At 33.8% G+C, this 23,925-nt stretch carries 21 protein-coding genes; 10 read left to right on the top strand and 11 right to left on the bottom strand.

Going from position 1 to position 23,925, the window contains the following annotated elements; genetic code table 11:
- Nucleotides 1-433: 433 nt before the first annotated feature.
- From ilvE to DMB92_RS07150, 4 genes are read left to right on the top strand one after another with little or no spacing between them, the layout of a single operon-like run.
- The gene (gene ilvE, locus DMB92_RS07165) at nucleotides 434-1,351 is read left to right on the top strand and encodes a branched-chain-amino-acid transaminase (protein WP_142682373.1); all 918 of its coding nucleotides are present in this window, start codon (nucleotides 434-436) and stop codon (nucleotides 1,349-1,351) included.
- 9 nt (nucleotides 1,352-1,360) lie between these two features.
- Entirely contained in the window at nucleotides 1,361-2,425 is a 1,065-nt protein-coding gene (locus DMB92_RS07160) for a prohibitin family protein (protein WP_142682372.1), read from the top strand.
- A 48-nt stretch (nucleotides 2,426-2,473) separates the two neighbouring features.
- Nucleotides 2,474-3,004 carry a DUF2393 family protein gene (locus DMB92_RS07155; RefSeq protein WP_142682371.1) on the top strand — a complete coding sequence of 177 codons (531 nt, stop codon included), beginning with the start codon at nucleotides 2,474-2,476 and terminating at the stop codon, nucleotides 3,002-3,004.
- The gene (locus DMB92_RS07150) at nucleotides 3,005-3,511 is read left to right on the top strand and encodes a DUF2393 family protein (RefSeq protein ID WP_142682370.1); all 507 of its coding nucleotides are present in this window, start codon (nucleotides 3,005-3,007) and stop codon (nucleotides 3,509-3,511) included. It abuts the gene before it with no gap.
- Between the two features lie 5 nt (nucleotides 3,512-3,516).
- Here the strand turns inward: DMB92_RS07150 and DMB92_RS07145 are convergent, their stop codons facing one another.
- Together DMB92_RS07145 and DMB92_RS07140 are read right to left on the bottom strand one after the other, a co-directional pair.
- Nucleotides 3,517-4,737 (bottom strand): hypothetical protein, encoded by a 1,221-nt coding sequence (locus tag DMB92_RS07145; protein ID WP_142682369.1) that lies wholly within the window; start codon nucleotides 4,735-4,737, stop codon nucleotides 3,517-3,519.
- Between the two features lie 110 nt (nucleotides 4,738-4,847).
- Nucleotides 4,848-5,789: a lactate/malate family dehydrogenase gene (locus DMB92_RS07140; RefSeq protein WP_142682368.1), complete on the bottom strand. Its 942-nt coding sequence runs from the start codon at nucleotides 5,787-5,789 to the stop codon at nucleotides 4,848-4,850.
- Nucleotides 5,790-5,912: 123 nt separating this feature from the next.
- Between DMB92_RS07140 and DMB92_RS07135 the strand changes: the two genes are divergently transcribed.
- On the top strand, nucleotides 5,913-6,686 hold the full coding sequence (locus tag DMB92_RS07135) for a threonine/serine exporter ThrE family protein (RefSeq protein ID WP_142682367.1): 774 nt from the start codon (nucleotides 5,913-5,915) through the stop codon (nucleotides 6,684-6,686).
- A complete protein-coding gene (locus tag DMB92_RS07130; protein WP_142682366.1) occupies nucleotides 6,686-7,216 on the top strand; it encodes a threonine/serine exporter family protein in 531 nt (176 codons plus the stop codon). The genes DMB92_RS07135 and DMB92_RS07130 overlap by 1 nt, the downstream gene beginning before the upstream one ends.
- Nucleotides 7,217-7,305: 89 nt before the next feature.
- Here DMB92_RS07130 and DMB92_RS07125 read toward each other — a convergent pair whose 3' ends face one another.
- The 8 genes from DMB92_RS07125 to DMB92_RS07090 all read right to left on the bottom strand — a co-directional run bounded on the left by DMB92_RS07125 (nucleotide 7,306) and on the right by DMB92_RS07090 (nucleotide 13,125).
- Nucleotides 7,306-7,938: a protein-L-isoaspartate(D-aspartate) O-methyltransferase gene (locus DMB92_RS07125; RefSeq protein WP_142682365.1), complete on the bottom strand. Its 633-nt coding sequence runs from the start codon at nucleotides 7,936-7,938 to the stop codon at nucleotides 7,306-7,308.
- The gene (locus tag DMB92_RS07120; RefSeq protein WP_142682364.1) at nucleotides 7,925-9,313 is read right to left on the bottom strand and encodes a nicotinate phosphoribosyltransferase; all 1,389 of its coding nucleotides are present in this window, start codon (nucleotides 9,311-9,313) and stop codon (nucleotides 7,925-7,927) included. The genes DMB92_RS07125 and DMB92_RS07120 overlap by 14 nt, the downstream gene beginning before the upstream one ends.
- A gap of 17 nt (nucleotides 9,314-9,330) precedes the next feature.
- Nucleotides 9,331-10,353, bottom strand: a complete 1,023-nt coding sequence (locus DMB92_RS07115; protein ID WP_142682363.1) for a ribonucleotide-diphosphate reductase subunit beta — start codon at nucleotides 10,351-10,353, stop codon at nucleotides 9,331-9,333.
- Nucleotides 10,346-10,765 (bottom strand): RDD family protein, encoded by a 420-nt coding sequence (locus DMB92_RS07110; RefSeq protein ID WP_142682362.1) that lies wholly within the window; start codon nucleotides 10,763-10,765, stop codon nucleotides 10,346-10,348. The genes DMB92_RS07115 and DMB92_RS07110 overlap by 8 nt, the downstream gene beginning before the upstream one ends.
- Nucleotides 10,762-11,376: an orotate phosphoribosyltransferase gene (gene pyrE / locus DMB92_RS07105; RefSeq protein ID WP_142682361.1), complete on the bottom strand. Its 615-nt coding sequence runs from the start codon at nucleotides 11,374-11,376 to the stop codon at nucleotides 10,762-10,764. The genes DMB92_RS07110 and pyrE overlap by 4 nt, the downstream gene beginning before the upstream one ends.
- Nucleotides 11,377-11,390: 14 nt before the next feature.
- Complete coding sequence (gene frr, locus DMB92_RS07100; protein ID WP_142682360.1) at nucleotides 11,391-11,948, bottom strand: ribosome recycling factor; 558 nt, start codon at nucleotides 11,946-11,948, stop codon at nucleotides 11,391-11,393.
- Nucleotides 11,949-11,957: 9 nt separating this feature from the next.
- Nucleotides 11,958-12,311 (bottom strand): preprotein translocase subunit SecG, encoded by a 354-nt coding sequence (secG, locus tag DMB92_RS07095; protein WP_142682359.1) that lies wholly within the window; start codon nucleotides 12,309-12,311, stop codon nucleotides 11,958-11,960.
- 112 nt (nucleotides 12,312-12,423) lie between these two features.
- A complete protein-coding gene (locus tag DMB92_RS07090) occupies nucleotides 12,424-13,125 on the bottom strand; it encodes a Bax inhibitor-1 family protein (RefSeq protein ID WP_142682358.1) in 702 nt (233 codons plus the stop codon).
- Nucleotides 13,126-13,275: 150 nt separating this feature from the next.
- On the opposite strand from DMB92_RS07090, the gene DMB92_RS07085 reads away from it, so the two are divergent.
- Together DMB92_RS07085 and DMB92_RS07080 are read left to right on the top strand one after the other, a co-directional pair.
- Nucleotides 13,276-13,914, top strand: a complete 639-nt coding sequence (locus DMB92_RS07085) for a carbonic anhydrase (protein WP_142682357.1) — start codon at nucleotides 13,276-13,278, stop codon at nucleotides 13,912-13,914.
- The gene (locus tag DMB92_RS07080; RefSeq protein WP_142682356.1) at nucleotides 13,911-15,779 is read left to right on the top strand and encodes a mechanosensitive ion channel family protein; all 1,869 of its coding nucleotides are present in this window, start codon (nucleotides 13,911-13,913) and stop codon (nucleotides 15,777-15,779) included. Before DMB92_RS07085 ends, DMB92_RS07080 begins: the two co-directional genes overlap by 4 nt.
- A gap of 38 nt (nucleotides 15,780-15,817) precedes the next feature.
- On the opposite strand, the gene DMB92_RS07075 is transcribed toward DMB92_RS07080, so the two are convergent.
- Nucleotides 15,818-16,171: a hypothetical protein gene (locus DMB92_RS07075; protein WP_142682355.1), complete on the bottom strand. Its 354-nt coding sequence runs from the start codon at nucleotides 16,169-16,171 to the stop codon at nucleotides 15,818-15,820.
- Nucleotides 16,172-16,301: 130 nt separating this feature from the next.
- On the opposite strand from DMB92_RS07075, the gene DMB92_RS07070 reads away from it, so the two are divergent.
- Together DMB92_RS07070 and pbpC are read left to right on the top strand one after the other, a co-directional pair.
- Nucleotides 16,302-21,680: an alpha-2-macroglobulin family protein gene (locus DMB92_RS07070; RefSeq protein WP_142682354.1), complete on the top strand. Its 5,379-nt coding sequence runs from the start codon at nucleotides 16,302-16,304 to the stop codon at nucleotides 21,678-21,680.
- Nucleotides 21,670-23,925, top strand: a complete 2,256-nt coding sequence (gene pbpC, locus DMB92_RS07065; RefSeq protein WP_260604776.1) for a penicillin-binding protein 1C — start codon at nucleotides 21,670-21,672, stop codon at nucleotides 23,923-23,925. The genes DMB92_RS07070 and pbpC overlap by 11 nt, the downstream gene beginning before the upstream one ends.

Here is a 23,925-nt window from a genome sequence, read left to right as displayed (position 1 = left end):
TTTTAAAGTTTGGGAGTTTATTTCTTGTCCTGATTGATAAGCAAAGGCATTTGCATTTACAACAGAAGCATCAAGCTTATAAGTTGAAGCCCCCCCCCCCCATTTTTTATCGTAGTATTTGTTTCTGCAAAAAGCAAAGAAGAAAGAACGATAGAAAAACAAATTTTCTTTTGAATATCCATGAAACTCCTTTTATTTTGATAAAAATTATAAAAACTAAGATAGAATTATAAGCTTATGATACTTAAATTATCTTTAATAAAAGATCATTTTTTCTAAAGAATTTAAAGAATAATGTGTAATTTTTTGTTCCAATCATCAAGGCTTTAAATTTTAAAAATTAAAGATATTTTTTATATGTTAAATTATATTTAGTATATTTTAGCTATAATTTTAACCTAGTTTAAATTTTTAGTTAATGAGGAATTGAGTGATGAAAGTTTCAGCACAAAAAATTTGGTTTGACGGCAAAATGGTTGATTTTAAGGATGCAAATGTCCATGTTTTGTCGCACTCTTTGCATTATGGAAATGCTGTTTTTGAGGGAACTAGAGCGTATAAGAGCGATAAGGGTTTGGCTATTTTTAGATTGCAAGATCATACAAAAAGACTTTTAGAATCCGCTAAAATCACACTTTTAAAATGTCCTTTTTCTAAAGAAGAGCTTGAAAAAGCGCAAATTGATGTCATTAAGGCAAATGAATTTAAAAACAACACCTATCTTAGACCTTTGATCTTCTTAGGAGACGGAGAAATGGGAGTTTATCATCTTAAATCCCCTGTTAGAGTAGCTATAGCCGCATGGGAAATAGGAGCTTATCTTGGGGAAGAGGGCTTAGAAAAGGGCATAAAGGTAAAAATTTCTTCGCTCATTAGAAATAGTGCAAAATCTTCCATGAATAAAGCCAAAGCAAGTGCAAACTACTTAAATTCACAGATCGCAAAAGCCGAAGCTATCGATGCTGGATATGAAGAGGCTTTAATGCTTGATGAAGAGGGCTTTATCGCTGAGGGAACAGGAGAATGCTTTTTTATCGTAAAAAATGGCGTTTTGATCACTCCGCCAAATGATTTTTCATTAAAAAGCATAACTCAAGATACTGTCATACAAATAGCTGAGGATTTGGGCTTAAAGGTGCTTAGACAAAGAATTTCAAGAGATGAGGCTTTTACGGCTGATGAAGCCTTTTTCACAGGAACAGCAGCTGAGATCACACCGATAAACAATATCGATACAAGAGTGATAGGAAATGGTCTAAGAGGAGAGCTTACTAAGCTTTTGCAAAATGCGTATTTTGATGTTGTGTATGGGCGAAATGCTAAATTTGCTTCTATGCTTACTTATATTTAAAGGGAAAAAATGCCAGCGGATTTGAATGATTATTTTAACAAAAAAAATGGTTCTAACTCAGGAAATAAAAATTCTCAACCCTTTGGGAATTTTAAAGCTCCAGAGTTTAATTTTAAAGGCTTTGGTAAATTTGCTCCAGCAATTTACACGGCCATTATCTTGATACTTTTATTTGTCCTTGCAAGACCTTTTGCTATCGTTAATTCAGGGGAAATGGGTATAAAGGTAACTACAGGGGAGTTTGACTCTAAGGCTTTAGGACCTGGGCTACACTTTTTTATACCTCTTTTTCAAAAGATCATTATCGTAGATACTAAGGTGCGTCAAGTAACTTATGCTTCGGTTGAGGGCGTTAATGAGAGCAATCTTAACAGAGGCTCAGGCGTTATCAACAAAAGCTCTATATCAGTGCTTGATAGTCGTGGTCTTAGCGTATCTATCGATGTAACCGTGCAATACAGCCTTAATGAAGCTGTCGTGCCTCAAACCATAGCTACTTGGAACACAAACTGGGAAGATAAGATCATCGATCCAACCGTGCGTGATGTGGTGCGAAGTGTTGTCGGTAAATATACAGCTGAGGAACTTCCTGCAAACAGAAATGCCATAGCCTCACAAATCAACGAAGATATAGGAAGAATCATTGCTAATCTGCCAAATAAACCTGTTACTTTAAATTCGGTTCAATTAAGAGAAATCGTCCTTCCTGCTGGGGTAAAACAGCAAATCGAGCTTGTGCAAATCGCTAAGCAAGAAGCTGAAAGAGCAGCTCAAGAAGCTATCAAAAAAGCTACTTTAGCAGAAGGTGAGGCAAATGCAACGATCATCAGCTCAAAGGGTCGTGCTGATGCAGCAAGGATAGAAGCAGACGCACAAGCTTATGCAAACAAAGAGATCGCAAATTCTTTAAATAACCCCTTGCTTAATCTAAAACAAATCGAAGTTCAAGGTAAATTTAACGAGGCATTGAAAACAAATACCGATGCTAAAATTTTCCTAACTCCGGGTGGAGCTGTGCCAAATATATGGGTTGATACAAAGGACGCCAAGCAGCAAAGTGCGATAAGTCGCTAATTTTATCCTTGCTATAAAGCTTTTAGCAAGGATAGATAAAGGGAAAAAATGCAAAATTTTAAAGAAATGTTTTTCTTTTATACACATCATTTGTATCCTGTGGATTTTGTATTTTTTTTCTTGGTGATTTTCGTTTTTATCAGTGTTTTACTACTTGTTGTTTTTTTAAGAAATCGCCCTATTATCTCAATGTTTATTATTGTTTTTGACTTTGTGGGTTGTGCTTGTTTGTTTTACTATGGCTATCATTTTATAGATGATTTTGTAAGAAAAAGGCAAACGGCTGTTGTTTCTCAAAGAGTGTATAATGAGGATAATTTTGTCATAGATTTTAATATCACTAATCTTTCAAAATATAATTTCTCGCATTGTAAAATATATACAAGCTTATATCATGCCCAAGATGAAAATGCTAGTTCTTTGAAAAATTTTAAAAATAAATATATTCCTTTTAAGCTTAAAAGTAAAATTCTTGATAGAAATTTAAGTAAGGGAGAAACAAGGACTCAAAGAGTGAGTTTTGAGCGTTTTAAAGGCGATGGTAATTTTTCTATACAACTTAGTAGCGAGTGTTTTTAAATGTCTATCTTTCATATCGTTGTTTGTGTTGTTTGTATCATTGCTTTTTGCTTCCTTAATGTCCTTATTTATCTTAAGACAAAAAAGCTTCAAACGGCTATAGCGTGTTATTCGATAAATGCTTTATGGACGGCTATATTGATTTATTCTTTATTTTTGACAATCAACCAATACATAAAACAAGCTAGCCTTTCTGAACTTCGCTTTGCTAGAAATTTACGCACTGAAAGTATAGTGATCTCAGGAAGAGTAACAAATCTTACAGAACACCCTTTAAATAAATGTTTTTTAGAGCTTACCATAGTCGATAAAAGGGGGAGTTCTAATGAAATTTTTAACCCAAATGCTAAAAATGTTCCTAAAAGTAGGACACCCGGAAAGGTTTCTTATAATATCCAAATCGTAACTTCTCTACCCGGAAATACTTATAAAAAATTTTCCGTGCAAGTTCCATATCCTCCAAGTTTTGTAAGTGCCGAGTTTTATCATATTTTAAACTGCATTTAATGAATTTAAGCCCAAATGGCGACCAAATTCACGATCTCATCATAACTAGACGAATTTGTTATTTCAAAGTTTGCACTCATTTCTTCAACTAATTTGCTTAAATTTTCATAATCAAGCTTTGAGGCTTCTTCGCTACTAAGACCTATAAATTCAGCACTTCTTTTCTTAAAGCTTTCTACAAAATGCTCATAAAAATCCTTAAATTTTTCCTCATTAAACTCAGGATAAGTTTTATCAGCATAGGCTGTTTTTTCATCAAAAAGCTCATCAAGCAAATGCATTCTTAAAATCACTTGCTCTGTTTCTTCTAAATCCTCAAATTTAATCCCCTCATTAAGCTTGTCTAATATACCCTTAACGCTTATAGCATCAGCCTTGTTGCTTTGTTCTATAGTAAAAAGCATACTTACATCAAGCTTTTGATAAATATCCAAATCCCCTTCGCCCTGAAATTTGCTTATCCCACTTTCCTCATAAGTTAGCTTTCCGTCTAAATTTGAATCCTTAAGTACCATTTTATCAAGCTCAAGTCCTATGGTTTTACCTGCATAAAAATCATCACTTGTATCATAAGGACGCAGTTCTTTAAAATTTTTACTTGTTTGATGAAGCGTTGTATCCTCGCCAAAAAAGCCAAGGCTTTCAAAAACCCTTGCTTCTCCTCCAAGTTTTGCGTAAGATTGCACCATATAGCCCTTTCCTGCAACTTCTTGTGCAAGAAAACCGCCACGCACATTTGAAAGCTCATTATCATTTAAAAAGCCGTCCTTATCCTTATCGCTTGCAAGATAGCCACGAGTATAAGCAATATCCGCATACCAGCCTGATACAAAACTTTCAGCTTTTCCATTTAAAACATAAGAGCCATCATGCCTTCTTTTTAGCTCTTCTTGCCCAAATTCTTTTCCTAGCCTGTTTATGCTTTCTTCACTTAAGGCACTTCTTGTTAGTTTTTGCGTGATAGGATCTCTAAAATAAACGCTGATAAGTCCTTTTTCTGCTTCTTTGACCTTGTCGCTTATCTTTTGAGAAAAAACCTTTTCATCTTCAAGCCTTTGAGTTCTTTTTTCTTCTGCGCTAAGTTCTGTTTTTATATCTGCTTTTTCTTCGTTTTTGACAAGGGAATTTATGCGAGGATTGAGTTTTAATTCAAAGGATTTATATAGGGTATTTGATGTTTTTGTTTGAGTAAAGGGGCTAAATTTAGAAAAAAGTTCTTGAAACATATGTATCTCCTTAGTATGTCCTTGCAAATATCGGTTAAATTCGAAAAAAATGAAGAGTTTTGTAGGCTTAAATAGCAAGATTTTAAATACCTCGCTATTTAAGAGCGTATTTAAAGATAGCTTTTTACCTTATCTTTGACGCTGAGTATAGCTTCTTTTACAGCATTTATAGTTTGTTTGAGTTTTTCTTTTTCAGTATCATCAAATTTACATTGTAAAACCTCTTCAATCCCGTTTTTACCGATGATACAAGGATAAGAAATCGCATAGTCTTCAAAAACACTTGAAACAGGAAAAACAAGTCTTTTATCCTTAAGCACAGCCTCAGCTAAACTTGCACAAGAGCTTCCTATGCCGTATTCTGTGCGACCTTTTTTGTTGTAAATAAAATAACCCTCATTGATAACAGCTTTTTCTATACTTTGAGTATCAAGATTTCTTCCAAGTTTGTTTTTGTAAAATTCTAAAAAATTAGCCCCATAAATACTTGCCTTGGAAAAATACGCAAACTGACTATCTCCATGCTCTCCTATCATAAAAGCTTGTATATTGCAAGGATTTAAGCTTAAGTCTTTTGCTAGCATTTTGCGAAGCCTTGAGCTATCTAAATTTGTGCCTGAGCCAAAAACTCGGTTTTTATCAAGTCCGCTTAGTTTTTGAGTGTAATACACTATGCTATCATTTGGATTTGTAGCGACTATGTAAAAGCCCTTAAAACCAGCTTTTTTGAGGGGTAAGATGATTTTTGTAAGTTCTTCTATGTTGTTTTCAAGCTCTGCAAGACGGGTTGGAAGTGTGTCAAAATGCACCTTCCTAAAGGCTAAAATGATCACATCGCAGCTTGCAAGTTCTGTTATATCCTGTGCGTAAGAAATTTTTGTATGAGAGTTGTTGAGCGTGAGAGCATCTTCTAAGTCCCTAGCATGAGCTATGGCTAGGTCGGTTTTTATATCTATAAGCACCACTTCATCACACATTGACTTTGCAACCAAGCTAAAAGCACTTGCTGCACCCACATAACCTAAGCCTACTATACCAACTTTATTTGACATTTTATCTCCTTTTAAAACTCTTGATTGTAATGAAATTTAACTAAAATATTTTTTAAATTTTTCTAAAGGATATTCTTTTTTTGTTATACTTTTCTCATCAATTTAACATTAAAGTTTAAAAGTATGCAAAAGCCTGATATTCAAGAATTAAGTGATTTTTTGATAGATTATGTTCGTGCTATGGGATCTATAGGAACTTATAGCTCTAGGGTAAATCGTTGTGCAAAGCGTATAGCTGAAACCTTTGGTTATACTTTAACGCTTAATTTTTCTTTTGCTCATATCAATGTGAGTATAGTCGATCCGCAAGATTATTCAAGTTTTAGAAGCTATCTTATCACCTTAAAGCCTACACATTTAAATTTTTCTTTAGTAAGAGATCTTAGCGCTCTTTCTTGGGCAATTTATGATCATATTCATGATCTTAGGGTAGCAAAAAGATGTTTTAAAAAACTCATTAGGATACAAAAGCGACCTTTTTATTATTATATCATTTTACAAAGTATAGCTAATGCAGCTCTTTCAAGGCTTTTTGAGGGAGATTTTGGAACTATGATCATAGTGCTTTTTGCTACGCTTTTAGGAACGAGTTTAAGGGTATTATTTACTTATATGCGTTTAGATGAACGGATTCAGTGTATTATTTGTTCATTTTTATCTTCTTATCTTACTTTTTGGGGAACGAAATTTGACTGTACACAAACGCCTGAAGTAGCACTTGGAACGAGTATTTTGTATTTGATACCGGGTGTATTTTTTATCAACTCGGTTATTGATATTTTGCAAAATTATATTCAAATAGGCATAAGCAGGATCACGAATGTAGCTATTATTATATCTTGTGTGGCTATAGGCGTTTATGCGACCTTGACCTTTTCAAATTTCAGGTTTTTGTAATGCAAAGCTTATCCCCTGTTTTTATTGATATGTTTTTTGCAGCTTTGGCTGGTTTTGGTTTTGCTTATTCTTGCAAACCTCCTGTTCGTGTGCTTTTTTTAAGTGCGATTTTAGCTTCTATAGGGCATGGTTTTCGTTTTGCTTTGGTGGAATTTTTTAGCATACCAAATCTTGCCATTGCTACCTTCGCAGCCTCTTTTTTGGTAGGGTGTTGTGGCATGCTTTTTGCTAAAATTTCTAAAACCCCTTCCGAAGTGATCGCCTTTCCTGCTTTGCTTCCTATGATACCGGGAATTTATGCGTATAGAGCAATTTTATATCTTTTTAGCTTTATCAATGAAAAGGATATGACTTTAAAAACACATAATTTAGTCGAATTTTTTGATTATTTTTTAACCACAGTTTCTATCACGCTTGCTTTAGCTGTCGGGGTTTCTATAACCTTGTTGATCTTTTTTGAGCAAAGTTTTATGGTAACTCGAAATAGCGGTATTTTTGACAGATATAAAAAATATAAAAAATTTTTTTAGTTTCCAAATCCTTTTACAATTTTAAGATATTTTTTAAAAAGGATTAAACTATGAAAATCTCGTAAGCTAGTCTTTTTTACGGCTTAAATTCACTCTTTGCCATCTAAAACAGGCACAAAAAGACATTCTTCTAAGCGTTGTTTTTGTATATTTGTGCCTTTTTTAATAAATTTTGTGATGTATTGCTTGCCATCATCTTCAAGCAAAGGAACAACCAAAATCCCCTCATCACTAAGCTGTGTGAAAAGCTCATCAGGCACGGCTTTTGTGTAAGCAGAAAATAAAATTCTATCATAAGGTGCATACCTAGCCCAGCCAAGTTGTCCATCATCAAAGCGAACATTAATGTTGTGAATTTCAAGCTCTCTAAAAATCTTTGTCGCACTTTTTGCTAGATCCTCAATGCGTTCTATCGTAAAAACCCTACGGATCACACAGCTTAAAATCGCTGCTTGATAGCCACTGCCACAGCCTATTTCTAAAACACTATCAGCGTCTTTAAAATCAAGTGCCATAGTCATCTTAGCCACCGTTAAAGGCGAGCTGATCCATTGACTTGCAAGCATAGGCATAGCATTAAGCGTGTAAGCATGGGCTTTAAGGGGGGAAAAAATTTCTCTGGGTATCTTGCAAAAAGCCTCAAATAAGGCTTGGTTGATGAGGGTATTTTTTTGAATTTCTTCTGCCATCATTTGGCATCGTTTTTGCTCAATAAAGTCCATTATCTGCCCTTTGGTGAGTATTTAAAAGTTCATTTTTTAAAGCATGAAGCCTACTTGATAAAAGTAGGGGATAGGCTTTTTGATGTTTTAGATCTAAAAGCTCTTCATCTAGGCATTCAAGCTGTTTTTTAGTATAAGCTTGAATTTCATTTAAATTTGGTTTTTGATAAACAAGTTTTCCATTTTTAAAAATAGGAATTTGCAAAGCCTTTATCTCGTATTTTTCTTCTTCTATAGGTTCATTTTCTAGGTAAAGTTTATCAAAAAGGGCTTTTTTGCTTGTCTTATCAAAAAATCTTAAAAGCTTTTTAAAATGGGGATTAGTGATTTTTTCACTTGATTCGCTGATTTTTATTTTCGGGGTAAGCTTATTTTGATTTTCTATAGCTACAAGCTTATACACACAGCCTAAAACCGGGCTACTTTTTGCTGTTATGAGTTTTTCTCCTACTCCAAAGGCATCAATAGGGGCATTTTTTTCTACCAAGGTAGAAATTTGATCCTCATCTAAACTTCCGCTTGCGATGATTTTACATTCTTTAAAGCCTGCTTCATCAAGTATTTTTCTCGCTTTTAAAGAAAGGGCGTATAAATCCCCACTATCAAGACGGATACCAAAATTTAGAGGCTTTGTTTGCTTAAAGGCTTCTATGGCATTTGGTAAGCCACTTTTAAGGGTATCATAAGTATCTACAAGCAAGATAGCATTTTTAGGATAGAGCTTGCAGTATGCTTTAAATGCTTCAAGCTCATTATCAAACATTTGCACCCAAGAATGAGCCATTGTTCCGCTCGTAGAAATATCATAAAGCTTTGAAGCCAGCGTGCAAGCTGAGGCTAAGCAACCTCCTATAAAAGCCGCTCTTGCCCCATTAATAGCAGCATCAACGCCTTGCGCTCTTCTTGAACCAAATTCAAGCACACTTCGTCCCTTAGCTGCTCTTACGATACGATTTGCCTTTGTGGCAATGAGGCTTTGATGATTAAGTGTGAGCAAGATAAAAGTTTCTAAAATTTGAGCCTCACAAGCCTTTGCTTTTATAGTTAAAAGTGGTTCTTGGGCAAAGGCGATTTCTCCTTCTCTTAAGGCATATATATCGCCACTAAATTTAAAGTTTTTAAGATAGTTTAAAAACTCTTCATCAAAAATATTTTGTGTTCTAAAAAAATTTATATCCTCTTCATCAAAATGTAAATTTAAAATAAAATCAATGATTTGTTCAAGACCTGCTACTATAACGAAATTTCCATTATCTGGGATATTGCGAAAAAAAACATCAAAATAACAAATTTCATCTTTTTTGCCGTTTAAAAAATAGCCTTGAGCCATTGTAAATTCGTAAAAATCACAGAGCAAGGAAAGATTTTTTGACATTTTTTCTCCAAATTTATTTAAAAATCATCAAAGCTGATGCTGCCTTTAGAATAATTTGTAACCTTGCTTTCAAAGAAATTTGCCCTTTGATCGTTAAATTTAGAAAAGTCATCAACCCATTTTATAGGGTGTTTAGCATTATAAATGCGGTCTAAATTTATAGCTAATAGCCTTTGATCGACAAGATAATGAATGTATTCGGTGATAAGCTCATCTGTAAAGCCCATGATTTGATTTTGTGTGATGTATTTACCCCATTTTATCTCAAGTTCGCCAGCTTTTTTAAACATATCATAAATTTTGTTGATATTTTCATCATGAAAAAGATCAGGTCTTTCTTTGCGAACCGAGTTAATCATATTTTGAAACAAAAGTAAATGCGTGATTTCATCTCTTTGAATGAAGCGAATCATCTGTGCTGAGCCAAGCATTTTGCCTGTTCTTGCTAGAGCATAAATTGCTGTAAAGCCACTATAAAAATAAATACCCTCTAAAATTTGATTTGCCACCATAGCAAGCAAAAGCTTGTTATCATCGACATCGCCGGCAAGTTCTTCATAAATTCCTGAAATAAAATCATTTTTTTCACGCAAGGTTTCATCATGCTTTTCCATTTCATAGATCAAATCTGTATTCTCGCAAATTGCTTCAACCATTACGGCGTAAGATTTTGAATGATTTGCTTCCTCGTAAGCTTGACGCGTTAATACAGCATTTATCTCAGGAGCGGTGATATAAGGGTTGATATTATCAGCTAGGTTGTTGGTTTGAAAGCTGTCCATAGAAATGAGCTGAGACCAAACAAGATCATACATTCTTTTCTCAGCACTTGTTAAATTTACGCGGTAATCAAGGGCGTCTTTGGTCGTATCCACTTCTTTTGGAAACCAAGTATTTGCCTCCATTAAGTCCCAAAGTTTAAGCGCCCAAGTGTATTTTGCCTTAGTGAAATTTAATATGCCGTGTGGATTTCCGTCAAAAACCTTGCGTTCGCTTAGGGTTTCGTTTGAACTTGGGTTATAAATTCTTTTTCTATGCATTATCTATCCTTTTTATAATATAAGTTCTACTTAAAATATCGTGAAAACAAAGCTTATCTTTTCTTAAAAAACTCATTAAAAGTCCAAAAAGAAAAGAAGCTCCTACGATGAACAAAACATATCTTAGAAAAACTCTAAGAAAACTTGCTTTTTTGTTTGTATTCATATCAAGCAAATACAAATCATAAGCTTTTAAACCCGGACTCTGTGCTTTTAAGCTTAAAAAAAGTCCTTGTAAAACTCCAAAACTAATGGAGCAGGCAAAAATCACAGGTTGATTTTGCAAAAAAGCCTCTTTTGAACCTAAAATAAAATAAAAAAGATACAAAATCGGTACATAAAAAATAAAAATATCAATCAAAAAAGCCCTAAACCGTTCCCAGCGAGTAGCTTTTCTAGCCTTTGCTTTCATGAGTTTGTGCGACTACCGGGCTTAAAAGCCTTGCTTCCTTGCTTGCAAAGAGGGCAGTCGCTGCTTTCATAAATTTCAAACTCAAAATTTCCCAAACTAAATAAGGGTAAATTTTCATTTAGTTTTGCATTGGCTTTTCTTTGTGTATCTTTTAAATTTGTTACCTTGCAAAAGCCACGATTTGCTAAGGCTGCAAAGCCTACGACTATACCGCCAAGCTCTTCAATGATCTTTGCACTTTCCATAGCTGAGCCACCTGTGGTGATAATATCTTCACAAATGAGAAATTTTTCACCTTTTTGAACTTCAAAACCTCTTCTTAGTTGCATTTGTCCCTCAACTCTTTCAGTGAAAATAAATCTTTTTCCACAAGCTCTTGCAAGCTCGTATCCTGCTAGTATCCCACCAAGTGCAGGTGAGCAAATGCTGTTAAATTCTACTCTTGCTTCGCCGATGATAGCCGCAAGCTCTTCGCAAAGCTTTGAGGCTAGGATAGGATTTTCAAGAATTTTCGCACTTTGTAAATAAAACCGCGAGTGTTTGCCCGAACTTAGCAAAAAATGTCCTTCCAAAAAGGCTTTATTTTCTTTATAAATTTGCTCTAAGTTCATTTTAATCTCCAAATTTAAAGCTTCAAAAGTTCAGCTTCTTTATTTTTTACGATCTCATCGACCTTTGCGGTATAGTTATCTGTAAGCTTTTGAACATCATTTAAAGCCTTTTTAGCTTCATCTTCTGAGATGCTTTTATCTTTTTCAAGCTTTTTTACGCTATCATTTGCATCCTTGCGGACATTGCGTATAGAAACCTTAGCTTTTTCGCCCATAGCCTTTGCTTGCTTAGCATTTTCTTCTCTTTGTTCTTTTGTCATTGGAGGGAAAAAAAGCTTGACACTTTCGCCATCGTTATTTGGATTTACTCCTATATTTGCAGCAGCTATGGCACTTTCAATAGTCTTTAAAAGAGGTTTTTCCCAAGGGGTTATGCTAATGGTTGAAGCATCGCTTGCTAAAACCGTGGCGACTTGATTTAAAGGTGTTTGTGTGCCGTAATAATCCACACTAACATGATCTAAAATGTGGGTATTGACCTTACCTGTTCTAAGTGTTGTAAAGTCTTTTTTGAGAGCTTCTAGAGACTTTTCGCTTTGTTGTTTTTGCTTGTTTAAGATCTCTTCTATCATCTTGTATCCTTACTTACTTGAGTTTAAATCGCCCGAAATTTGAGGAGCTTGCGGAACGCTTGGCACAGCAGGAACAAGGCTTGTGTTGTTTTCTGGCAAAATGCCACTTGCCTTTTGTGCTAAAGAACTTGTTTTTGCTTCATTGTTGTAAAGATAACTTAAAGTTGCTGTATTAGCAATAAGCAAAAGCCCCATAAAAAAAGTAAATTTAGCTAAAAATCCTGACGCTCCCTTAGCACCAAAAAAGCTTTCATTGCTTCCGCTGTAAGCACCAAGTCCTATACTTGAACTTTTTTGTAAAAGAACAGCTATACAAATAACGACAACGAGAATAACTTGAAATACAATAAAAAGGGTAATCATAGCTTTCCTTAAAATTTATAAATAAAAGAGTATTTTAGCTTAAAGAACTTAAGAAAAGATTGAATTTTTTTAAAAAAATAATAAATTTTTCGCAGGAAATTCTGCGAAAAATTTATTCTCTATTTGCGATACCAAGAATACTAAGCAAAGAAGAGAAAAGATTGATAAAATCAAGATACAAAGCCACAGCACCCTCAATTGGAGTTTCATAGTTTCCACGGATAATGTTTTGAGTATCATAAAGGATAAAAAAGCTAAATAAAATCGCTGCGATTGATGAGATAACTAGCTGATACATAGGGCTTTGAAAGAAAAAGCCTATTAAAGAAGCTACGATTAAAACAATCAAAGCAATGAAAAGCATTTTTCCCATAGTGGTAAAATCTCTTTTTGTATTGATCGCAAACACGCTTAAAGCTCCAAAAGCAACTGAGGTTAAAGCAAAGGCTTGAGCTACGATAACACCGCCACTTGCAAGACGCAAAACCGAATACAAAAGAGGAGCTAAACTTGCACCCAAAACAAAGGTAAATGCAAAGAGCAAAACTAAATTTAAAGGGGTTTTTCTTTTAGCTGCTTGTAAGGCAAACAAAAGCACGATAGCTACTGCAAAAAAGATAAGAGAAGTTATCATACCACCACTTGCAAATAAAGGTATCAACGCAGTTACTCCAACATAAGCACCAGCAGCACCGGCAAGTAAAGAAGCTGCAAAAAGCTGATAAGTTTGTTTTATAAAGGTGCTTAAAGCAGAACTTTGTCCTTGAGCTTCAAATTCACCACTTCGAGTATAATCTCTATCATAAAGACTCATTTTTTCCTCCATTAAAGTTAAATATTTTGTAAATTTACACAAAAAAGATAAACACAAACTTAATTTTCTTGAAATTTAGACTTTGTTTTTACGATTTTCAAAGCTAATTTATATTAGAATGAGTTATTGTAAGTAAGGAAAGAAAATATCATGGAAAATCTTATTCAAGGTGCGCTTAAATTTATGGAAGAAGACTTTAAAGAGCATGAAAGTCTTTTTGAAAAGCTTAAAAATAAACAAGATCCCCATACGCTTTTCATAGGTTGTTCTGATTCAAGGGTTATACCAAATCTCATCACAAATACAGGTCCAGGCGAGCTTTTTGTAATAAGAAATATAGCCAATATCATTCCACCTTATCGCGTAGGGAGTGATTATTTAGCGACCACTTCAGCTATAGAGTATGCTGTAAATGCTTTGGATATTAAAAATATCATTGTTTGCGGACATAGTAATTGTGGGGGCTGTTTGGCTCTTTATAATTCTAAAGAAAAATTTGAAAATATTCCTAATGTAAAAAAATGGCTTGATATGCTTGCACCTATAAAAGAAGAAGCGATTAAGATCGCAGGAAATGATGAGGCGATGAGATCATGGATTACAGAAAAGCTTAATTTAGTTAATTCTTTACAAAATTTACTCACTTATCCCGGAATTTCAAAGGCTGTAGAAGAAAAGAAAATAGAAGTGCATGCTTGGTATTTTATCATTCAAACAGGAGAAATTTATGAGTATGACTTTGAGGGGCAACATTTTGTTTTAATCACTAAAAATAAGGAACAAAAATGAAAAAAATTTTACTAATAGCTTTATTTTTGGTAGCTTTTGTAAATTTAAAAGCAGAGCAAAATCCTTTAAAGATATCTGATTTGGTGCAAAAATTTATCAGCTTTGATGTGAAGATCAAAAAGCTTCAAGAAGATGGTAACTCAAGTAAGGTTAAAGATGAGCTTGAAAGCTTAAAAGATAAGCAAAATAAGCTTTTAGAAACCTTGCCCAGCATTATAGCAAAGCAAGAACTTGATGAAAAAAAAGTGCAGGTGTTTTTAGATAAAAAAGAGAGTTTAAGCGAGGAACTTAAGGCTTTAAAAGAACATAACGAGCTTTATTATAAACTAAAATTAGAACTTGCTTTTATGCAAAATAATGAGCTTTTTTACTCCACGCTTTTTAAACTTGAAGAAGCCTTTAAAAATGCCAAAACAAGCGAAGAGATCGAAAGTCTTTTAAGTCCTATTGTAGATCAATTAAACGACTTTGAACCTGATTTTAAAGGGCTTGAAAAGGATATTAAAGATCCTAAGGAACTTTCAAATTTAAAGCTTGAGCTTGAAAAACTAAACACAAATATAAAAGCTTATAGGCAAATTTTGCAGTATTTTAGGGATAATGCAAAATTTTTTGAAAATAATATCTTTTTTAGTATGCTAAAGCTTCAAAATTATATTGATTGGATTAATGAAAAAGCCCCTTTTCAAAGCGAGTTTTTAGACCTTGGAAAGATTATCATCTCTCTTATTGTTTTAGTCTTTTTTTATCTTATACGCAAGCTTGTGCCTCACTTTGTTTATTTTGTCCTCATTAAAATTATCTTTAGGAATAAGGATAAACAAAGCTTAAGTCATAGAGAAATAGAGGATATTTTTGTAGAAAAAAGCAATCTTTCTATGCAAAGCTTTTTATTCTTTTATGGGCTTGGAGTTTGTGCTAGCGTACTTTACTATCCTCTTCCTGTGCCTATTTGGCTAGGAAATAGCTTTTATGTGATTTATGCTTTGAATATTGCTTGGATAGTGATTAATGCTATTGATGGCTATGGCTTTATACTCATTTCAAATTTAGCCCAAAAAAGCGGAAAAAAAGAGGTGGCTAATCTCATTTTTAAGGTGCTTTATTTTGTTATTGTTATTATTGTAGCTCTTTTTATGCTTTCTCATCTAGGCTTTAATATCTCAGCCATTATCGCTTCTTTGGGGATAGGAGGTTTGGCTGTAGCTTTGGCTGCAAAAGATATTATCGCAAATTTCTTTTCTTCTATCATTTTAGCCTTTGATGATAGTTTTAATCAAGGCGATTGGGTTGAAATTTCAGGGGTTGAGGGAACTGTCGTTGAGACAGGTTTAAGAAAAACAACGATAAGAACCTTTGATAATTCTTTGGTATTTTTTCCAAATTCAGTGATCATGGCGGCTAATGTGAAGAATTGGAGTAAAAGAAAGGTTGGTCGTAGGATAGTCATGAAGCTTGGCGTTGGATATGATGCAAGTGCTGAAAGGCTTGAAAAATGTATCAATGAACTAAGAGAGCTTTTAGAAAAAAGTCCCCTAGTCGCCCACGCTTCTGATAGTGCTTTAAAGCAAGATAATTTTAGGGCAAAATACAGACAAAACCTTGTTTCTATGAATGATTTAGAGGGTTATAAAAATGCTTGCTATGTTTCTTTGTGTGAATTTGCCGAAAGTTCTATAAATATAGAGCTTTATTTTTATACTAAAGCTATAGATTCAAGGGGCTATAGAGAAGCAAGACAGGCTTTAATGCTTGATTTTATGAGAATTATTGCTAAAAATGGTTTGGTTTTTGCCTATCCAAGTATGAGTTTATATGTGGAAAATTTCAAAGATTTAAATGAGATTGTCAAGAAGAAAGATTAAGCAAAGTTCATTCTCGCTTTGAGGCGAGAATGAGGGTTTTAATAAGCTTTTTTTCCACATTCTATAGTGATTTCTTTTACGCTAAGTGGAGTTGGTGAGGTTGAAGGATTTGCATAGCCAAAAACTTCAGCTTTTACAAAGGTTCCAGGAACTAAATCCTCCCATTTTCCATGCTTATCGTATAAGCCAAAAAGCCCACAATCGTCCATGTCAATTTCTGTATTTGGTAAAATCCTCAAAACTGCACCCGGACTTACAGAAGAATCAAGTGTGATTGTTCTTGTGTTAATGTCTGCGTTAGTGATGACTCCATAAATTTTAAAACCATCGCCAAAAGCACTTGTAAGTGCTAAACCTAAAAGCACGCTTGCTGTTAAAATCAATTTTTTCATAATGTTCTCCTTAAAAATTTTTGTTAATGAAAGTATATTTTATTTGCGTGAATTTAATGTGAAATTTTAAATAAAGTTTTAAAAGTTTTTGAGTATAATCAAAAAACTCATACAAAACTAAGGAAAATAGATGTTTAGGTTTATTTTAACTTTCTTTTTAGCATTTTTTATCAGCTCTTGCACTCAAAAACCAAAAAGTGAGCTTATAAGAGCGCAAACTGACGGACTTCTTGCTTATACTCAGGATTTATTTGTGGAATTTGATGAAAGTAAGCTTTTGGACGAAAAGAAAAAAGCACTTGCAAAGCTAATCAATCAAAAAGGCGGTCTTGAAGCAAAGGTAAATGGCAAGTTAGAGTTCATCAATGCAAGTTTTATGGAAAATACCCTAAAGCTTCATTTTCCTTTGAAGGCTAAAAGTTCGTATAAAATAGACTTTGAGCTTGAGCAAATTCCTGTAAATTTAAGCTTTAAAACACAGGATTTAGAACTAAAACTTCAAGATTCAGAATTTAAAATAGAAGGAAAGCAAAGATTTTTATATATTAAATTTCGCCCTAATTTTCAACTTGCACCAGATGAGCTAACAAAATTTACAAAGCTTTTAAAAAATGGCAAGGAATTTCCCTTTGAGGTAGTTTCAAATTCGGCTTTTGAGGATTTTTTGATCATCAAAAGTAAGCCTTTTGAGCTTGAAGATGAGGTGATAAACTTTGAACTTCAGTTTAGTAAAAAGCTTGGTTTAAGCGAGGATTTGAGCTTTAAATTTACAAGTGAGCTTAAGGAAAATCTATCCTTTATAAGTGCAAAAACAAGGGATAAGGATATAGAGCTAGGCTTTTCTGATGAACTTGATGAAAAACAAAATGTAAAAGATTTGATTATGATTTCTCCAAATTTAAGCTTTAATGCTTTAGTTTTAGGAAATAAAATCAAAATCACGGGCAATTTTTTAAATTCTCAAAATTATACCATTCAAATCGCCCAAGGTTTAAAAAGTAAAGATAATATACGCTCTAAGCAAGATTTTAACGCAACTATAAGTTTTAAAGACCTAGAGCCAAGCCTTTCTTTTTCAAGTTCGGGAGTTTTTCTTCCAAGTAAGGCTGATAAAAAAATCGCCTTCAAAAGTCTTAATGTCAAAAAAATAAAGCTTCAAATTTATCAAATCCACACCAATAATTTTTCTCAATTTTTAAGATATGATGACTTTGAAGCAAGGAAAAATTTAAGCTCTCTTTCAAGTAGAATTCAAGATAGCAGAGAATACACCACCCAACTTGTGCTAGAAAAAAGCTTTGATCTTGATTCTAAGAAAAATGAATGGATACAAAATGAACTAAGCCTTGCTGCTCTTAAGGATTTAAGTGGGGCATTTACTCTTAGGCTTAGCTTTGATGAAAAGGGGGCTGATTATGATTTTTCAGGCTTTGATGATTATGATAAGTCAAGATTTTTTGATCAAAAAGCAGAAATAAGCAAGAATCTTATCTTTTCAAATTTAGCCCTAAGTGCTGAACAAATAGGGGATAAAATTTATGTAAGTGTAAGGGATTTTATAACAAATAATGCAGTAAATGGCGTTAAGCTTGAGCTTATTAGCAATAAAAATCAAATTTTAGATACAAAGATGAGTGGCAATGAGGGCGAGGCTATCTTAAGTGCTAAGGTATCAAATTTAAGCACAAAGCAAGCAAGTGAAGAATACTATGATTATTTTACCAACATAGATGAAAAAGCCTTGTTTATCCTTGCGAGCAAAGATAATCAAATAAGTACTTTAAGGCTAAGCAATCCTTTAAATTTAGACGGCTTTGATGTTGATGGAGTGGTAAAAGAAAGTAAGATCAAAGCCTTTATTTATACAGAAAGAGGGGTGTATAGACCGGGTGATAAAATTCATCTTAGCATAGTCGCACAAAATGACAAAGAAAGGATAAATCACCCTATAAAGCTAAGTTTTTATGATCCAAAGGGAAAGAAAATTTTGGATAATATCACGCTTGAGCCTTCAAATGAGATGTTTTATAAAGAACTTTTTACAAATTTAAACGATCTTACAGGGATTTACAAGGTAGAACTTGACATAGCAGGGGTTAAATTTAGGGAAAATATCCTTGTTCAAGCTATAAGCCCTAACCGCATAAAAGTGGAGCTTGAAACTACTAAAAAGCTTGATTTAAGGACAAATTTAAAGCTTGATTTTGCCTTAGAAAGCAAGTATCTTTTTGGAGCTGTGGCAAGTGGTTTAAAATACGACATTAGGGCTGATTTTAACAAAAAAAGTTTTGTAAGCTCTAAATTTAAAAACTATACTTTTACAAATCCTAGCCTTTATATAAGCACAAGTTCAAAAAATATACAAGCAAAACTTGATGAAAATGGAATGAGTGAGAATTATTTTGAAATTCCAAGCCAAATCACAAAACAAGATAACACGAACTACGAAGCCTTTTTATCAGCAAGAGTTTATGAGGAGGGTGGAAAAAGCGTAAATGCTGTAAAAAGCGTGGATTTGATCAAGTATGATTATTTTGTGGGCTTAAAAAAGCTTGAAAATTCTTACATAGAGCAAGGTCAAAAGATCACATTTAACGCTATTGTGAGTGATTTAAAAGAAAATTTACTCAAGGGTAAAAAGCTTGAATACAAAATTTACAAAGCAAATCATTCTTGGTGGTGGGATTATAGTAGTTTTGAAAATTTTGTCCGCTCAAATAAAAGTGGCTCTAAGCTTGAGCTTATAGAAAAAGGCGAACTTTTAAGTGCGGATAAGCCTATTAGCTTTGATTTTGATACAAAAAATTTTTACGGGGATATGTTTATAGAACTTGTCGATGTGCAAAGTGGTGCAAGTGCTGGATTTAGCTTTTATGTAAGCTCTTGGGGAGAGCCAAGTAATGCTGATATTATCAGTTCTTTAAAAATAAAAACCAATAAACAAAGCTACGCACCAAATGAAACGGCTGTGATCGAGTTTGAAAGTGTGAAAAATGCAAAGGCTTTGATCACGCTGAGCAATGAATTTGATATTTTAAAACGCTTTGTTGTGGATACTGAGGATAAAAGCACTAAATTTGAGCTTAAGCTTGATAAAACTTATGTGCCAAATGTTTATGTGAGCGTGAGTTTGCTTCAAGATTATGAGGGCTATGAAAATGACAGAGCTTTAAGACTTTTTGGTGTTGTGCCTGTAAGAGTAGAGGACGAGGAAAGCAAGCTTAAGCTTGAGCTTGTTGCTCCTGAAAAAATTAGACCTAATGAAGAATTTGAAATCAGCATTCAAAGTAAGGATAAAAGCCCTTATACTTATACTTTAGCTGTAGTTGATGAGGGGCTTTTGGACTTGACGGATTTTAAAACTCCTGATATTTGGGGTTATTTTTATGCAAAAAGAGGTTTTGCACTAAAGGTTTTTGATACCTATGATAAGATCATTGCAAAAAGCTTTGGAGAGGTTTTAAAGGTTTTATCTACAGGAGGTGATGCAAGCACAAGAGATGTGAAAAACAAAGATGAAAAGGCTGAGAGATTTAAGCCTGTGGTGTTGTTTCAAGCTCCTATGAAAAGTGATGAAAAGGGCTTTGCTAAGGCTAAATTTGCAATGCCTTCTTATCTTGGAAGTGTTCGTGTCATGGTGGTGGCTCATTCAAACAAAGCCTTTGGTAATGCGTGGAAAAATATCCAAGTTTCAGCTCCTGCTATTATGCTTGAAACCTTACCAAGAGCTATAAGGATAGATGATGAGTTTGATCTTTTGGTGCAGGTATTTAAGCTAGATGAAGATGTAACAAGTGCAAATTTAAGCGTAAAAACTCAAAATAAGCTCATTGAACTTTCTCAAAATGAGTTTAAAATCGACTTTGGCAAAGAACAAGTAAAAAATATACTCATTAGAGCTAAGGCTAAAAAAGATATAGGCATAGAAGAGTTTGATTTTGCCTTAAGTGCTAAAAATTATACTTATAAAAATCAAACGCAAATTGATATAAAGCCTATAAATGCCTATACTTACGAGAATACAAATTTGATGATTAAAGCTGGAGAAAGTAAGGAATTTAGCATTGAAGAGGGCTTTGTAAAAGGAAGTGTAAATGCGACGCTTAAGCTTTCTGCAACGCCTATTGTTGATATAGATAAGCGTTTAAAATACTTGCTTCATTATCCTTATGGGTGCATAGAGCAAAGCACTTCAGCTGTTCTTCCTCAGCTTTATTTGGATAAATTTAGCACCAAATTTGATAAACAAAAAGCGATTAATAATATCAACGCAGCCATTCAAAGCTTTGTAAGCTTTCAAACCGCAGATGGAGGTTTTGCGTATTGGCAAGGAGGAAACTCATCACATATTTGGGGGACAAATTATGCTGGAATGTTTTTAATCCTTGCTAAAAATGCAGGTTATTATGTGCCTGAGGGTCTTTATCAAAGATGGCTTGAATATGAGAAAAATTTTGTCAATAAGACTTATTTTAAAGACGAGGGCTATGGTTATTATCTAAAGGCAAATTCTTTATATCTTTTAGCCCTTGCTAAGAATGCGAATATTTCAGCTATGAATATACTTTATGAAAAGCTTGATAAGCTTGATAATCTCTCCAAATGGCAACTTGCAGCAGCATACAAGCTTGCAGGATTAGACGATATAGCTTTAAAAATCGCAAGCTCGCTAAGTACTGAGACAAACACAAATTTATACCAAAGCCTAAGCTATGGCTCAACTCTTAGAGATAAGGCTATCATCTCAAATGCTTATAAAATCATTTATGGCAAAACCAACAACAAGCTTTATGATGAAATAAGCTCTGCTTTGCAAGCAAATTCTTATCTTTCCACACAAAGTATAGGTTATGGCTTGTATGCCCTAGCTTTTGGAGCAAATTTAGGCCAAGCTCAAAATGATCTTAACATGCAAGCAGAGCTTAAGCTTGATCAAAAGAACATTAGCTTAAATCAAAAGGATTTGCAAATTTTTGAATTTGACGAGTCAAAGGCGGTTTTAAGCACGAAAAAAGATATTTTTGCAAGCTTTGGTGTTGAGGGGATTAAGCTAGAGCAAGCCAAGCCTTATTCAAAAGGCATTCGCATACAAAGAGAATTCTATGATGAGGTGGGCAATGTCATTGATGAGAGCAAGTTAAAAAGCGGGCAGAGTTTTTACATGCTCATTAAGGTTTATAATCAAAGTGGTTCAAGTTTTGATCACCTAGCTCTTACTCAGATCCTGCCAAGTGGCTGGGAACTTGCTCATACGCTTTTAGATAAACAAGAGCCTGAATTTGTAAAAAAATTCAGAGCTTATGCTGATTTTGTCGATGCTAGAGATGATAAGATCATGTGGTTTTTAGATCATTTGACAGGAGCAGATGATGTTGGGGCAAGTTTTTATGTGAAGCTAAGTGCGGTTACACCGGGAATTTATACCCTGCCCGGAGCTTACGCAGAGGCAATGTATAATGATAGCTACCAAGCTTTAAGTGAAAGCAAAAAAGTCGTTGTTGAAAAATAAATTTTTATCTCGCAAAGCTCTAAAATTTCTTAAATTTATAGGATTTTTAGGGCTTTTGTTTTTTGTGTATGTAGCCTTTGTCTTTTTTTCCTTTGATAAAGATGAGTTTTTGGACAATTTCGAAGCTCGTTATAGCAAACTTATGCTTGATAGAAATGAAGAAATTTTAAGTGTTTTTTTAAATGATGATGAGCAGTGGCATTTAAAAGCAAGTAAAATCCCTGATAAACTTAAACAAGCTGTGATTTTGTATGAGGATAAAAATTTTTATTCACATTTTGGGGTGGATTTTTTAGCCTTGTTTAGGGCATTTAAAAACAATCTTTTTTATGCTAAAAGAAGTGGAGCAAGCACCATTTCTATGCAGGTTATCAAGCTTAATGAAAAAAATCCTCGCACTTATTTTTATAAATTTCACGAAATCATCAAAGCCTTTGCCTTAGAGTATCATTTTAGCAAAGATGAAATTTTAAGCCTTTATCTTAGCAATGCACCTTATGGAGGGAATTTAGTGGGATATGAGGCAGCTTTGTTGTTTTATTTTGATAAAAAGCCAGATGATATAACAAATGCCCAAGCTGCTCTTTTGGCTGTTTTGCCAAATAATCCGGGGCTTATCAATCTTGAAAAAAATAAAACTTTACTTAAAGAAAAAAGAGCTAGGCTTTTGGGTAAAATGCTTGAAAAGGGCTTAATCTCAAAGGATTTGTTTGAGCTTTCTTTAAGGGAGGATTTGCCAAGCTTTAAACCTCGCAAAAACCTAGCTCCTCATTTAGCCTTAGAGCTTTTAAACGATAAGCAAAAGTTCATCATCTCAAGTATAGATAAAAACTTACAAAGTAAATTTGAAGCCAAGGCAAAAGAATTTAGCCAAAAACTTATGCAAAAGGGCATTCATAACTTAAGCGTGCTTTTGCTTGATACAAAAAGCAAGAAAGCTTTAGCTTATGTTGGTTCGCAAGATTTTTATGATATTTTAAATTTAGGGCAGATTAATGGCATAAAGGCTAAAAGAAGCGTGGGTTCAACCTTAAAGCCCTTTTTATTTGCGTTAAGCATAGATGAGGGCTTGATAGCTCCTCAGTCAATCTTGCTTGATGTGCCGACCTTTTTTTCAAATTTTAACCCCCAAAATGCAAATAAAAAATACTACGGACTTATCCCAGCTAAAGAAGCTTTGAGACGCTCTTTAAATGTGCCTTTTGTCTCACTTTTGCAAGCTTATGGTTATGAGAAGTTTTTTTTCAAAATCAAAGATTTTTTAGGCTTTGAAGATGAGGATTATAAAAAATACGGACTTTCTTTTATCTTAGGCACAAAAGAACTGAGCTTAGAAGAGCTTTCAAAGCTGTATTTAGCCCTTGCAAATTATGGAAAAATGAGTGAAATTTCTTATATAAGAGATGAAAATCTTACCGAGCAAAGACAAATTTTTAGCAAAGCTTCAGCCTTTTTAACGCTTCAAAGCCTAAAAGATCTTGCTCGTGTTGGACTTGAAAATTTTAATAAAAAAGAAAAGATTATTTCTTATAAAACAGGCACAAGTTATGGTAGAAAAGATGCTTGGGCTATGGGAGCAACGCCAAAATACACGCTTGGAGTTTGGGTGGGAAATTTCACAGGAGAAGCAAATGCAAATTTATATGGGGTGAGTATAGCTGGGGATTTGCTTTTTGAGCTTTTGGGGCTTTTAGAGGATACGGATTTGGAATTTGAAAAAAGTGAGGATTTGATCAAGATAAGGGTAGAAACAAAAACGCATTACCGCTATGATGAGGAGCTTGGTGGGGATTTTGCTGAAATTTTGTATCCAAAAGAAGCAAAGCCTTTGAGATTTTCTCCTTTTTTAAAAAAGGTTTTTATGTATGAAAATGAGGAGATTAACTCTTTGCACCCCCATTTTAAGGACGCTAAGCTAAATTTGAAGCTCGATTTGCCTTTAAATGCTTTAAATTTCTTGCAAGAGCAAAAAATAAATGTGAAAAATCAAAAAAATCTTCAAATTCTTTATCCAAGTTCTGGGCTAAATATCTTGCAAGCTAAGGATTTTGACTCTAAAAAGGGGCTTTTGATTAAAATTGCTAACTTAAAAAATGAAAAGGTTTTTTGGTATTTAAATCAAAGACTTATTTATGAGGGTAGCGAAAAAAGTCAAATTTTGGATTTAAATGCTGATGAATACGAACTTTATCTTATATCTGAAAGTGGGGAGTATGATTTTGTGAAATTTAGGATTGAAAAATAA

This window comes from Campylobacter sp. MIT 99-7217 (assembly GCF_006864365.1).
Classification (GTDB): domain Bacteria; phylum Campylobacterota; class Campylobacteria; order Campylobacterales; family Campylobacteraceae; genus Campylobacter_D.
The sequence above is the reverse complement of the archived record's forward strand: the minus strand, read 5'-3'. Positions and strand labels throughout refer to the sequence as shown.

What these genes read in the sequence shown, in the direction of transcription:
- ilvE (WP_142682373.1), top strand. Translation starts at nt 434, where the DNA reads ATGAAAGTTTCAGCACAAAAAATTTGGTTTGACGGCAAAATGGTTGAT.
- DMB92_RS07160 (WP_142682372.1), top strand. Translation starts at nt 1,361, where the DNA reads ATGCCAGCGGATTTGAATGATTATTTTAACAAAAAAAATGGTTCTAAC.
- DMB92_RS07155 (WP_142682371.1), top strand. Translation starts at nt 2,474, where the DNA reads ATGCAAAATTTTAAAGAAATGTTTTTCTTTTATACACATCATTTGTAT.
- DMB92_RS07150 (WP_142682370.1), top strand. Translation starts at nt 3,005, where the DNA reads ATGTCTATCTTTCATATCGTTGTTTGTGTTGTTTGTATCATTGCTTTT.
- DMB92_RS07145 (WP_142682369.1), bottom strand. Translation starts at nt 4,737, where the DNA reads ATGTTTCAAGAACTTTTTTCTAAATTTAGCCCCTTTACTCAAACAAAA.
- DMB92_RS07140 (WP_142682368.1), bottom strand. Translation starts at nt 5,789, where the DNA reads ATGTCAAATAAAGTTGGTATAGTAGGCTTAGGTTATGTGGGTGCAGCA.
- DMB92_RS07135 (WP_142682367.1), top strand. Translation starts at nt 5,913, where the DNA reads ATGCAAAAGCCTGATATTCAAGAATTAAGTGATTTTTTGATAGATTAT.
- DMB92_RS07130 (WP_142682366.1), top strand. Translation starts at nt 6,686, where the DNA reads ATGCAAAGCTTATCCCCTGTTTTTATTGATATGTTTTTTGCAGCTTTG.
- DMB92_RS07125 (WP_142682365.1), bottom strand. Translation starts at nt 7,938, where the DNA reads ATGGACTTTATTGAGCAAAAACGATGCCAAATGATGGCAGAAGAAATT.
- DMB92_RS07120 (WP_142682364.1), bottom strand. Translation starts at nt 9,313, where the DNA reads ATGTCAAAAAATCTTTCCTTGCTCTGTGATTTTTACGAATTTACAATG.
- DMB92_RS07115 (WP_142682363.1), bottom strand. Translation starts at nt 10,353, where the DNA reads ATGCATAGAAAAAGAATTTATAACCCAAGTTCAAACGAAACCCTAAGC.
- DMB92_RS07110 (WP_142682362.1), bottom strand. Translation starts at nt 10,765, where the DNA reads ATGAAAGCAAAGGCTAGAAAAGCTACTCGCTGGGAACGGTTTAGGGCT.
- pyrE (WP_142682361.1), bottom strand. Translation starts at nt 11,376, where the DNA reads ATGAACTTAGAGCAAATTTATAAAGAAAATAAAGCCTTTTTGGAAGGA.
- frr (WP_142682360.1), bottom strand. Translation starts at nt 11,948, where the DNA reads ATGATAGAAGAGATCTTAAACAAGCAAAAACAACAAAGCGAAAAGTCT.
- secG (WP_142682359.1), bottom strand. Translation starts at nt 12,311, where the DNA reads ATGATTACCCTTTTTATTGTATTTCAAGTTATTCTCGTTGTCGTTATT.
- DMB92_RS07090 (WP_142682358.1), bottom strand. Translation starts at nt 13,125, where the DNA reads ATGAGTCTTTATGATAGAGATTATACTCGAAGTGGTGAATTTGAAGCT.
- DMB92_RS07085 (WP_142682357.1), top strand. Translation starts at nt 13,276, where the DNA reads ATGGAAAATCTTATTCAAGGTGCGCTTAAATTTATGGAAGAAGACTTT.
- DMB92_RS07080 (WP_142682356.1), top strand. Translation starts at nt 13,911, where the DNA reads ATGAAAAAAATTTTACTAATAGCTTTATTTTTGGTAGCTTTTGTAAAT.
- DMB92_RS07075 (WP_142682355.1), bottom strand. Translation starts at nt 16,171, where the DNA reads ATGAAAAAATTGATTTTAACAGCAAGCGTGCTTTTAGGTTTAGCACTT.
- DMB92_RS07070 (WP_142682354.1), top strand. Translation starts at nt 16,302, where the DNA reads ATGTTTAGGTTTATTTTAACTTTCTTTTTAGCATTTTTTATCAGCTCT.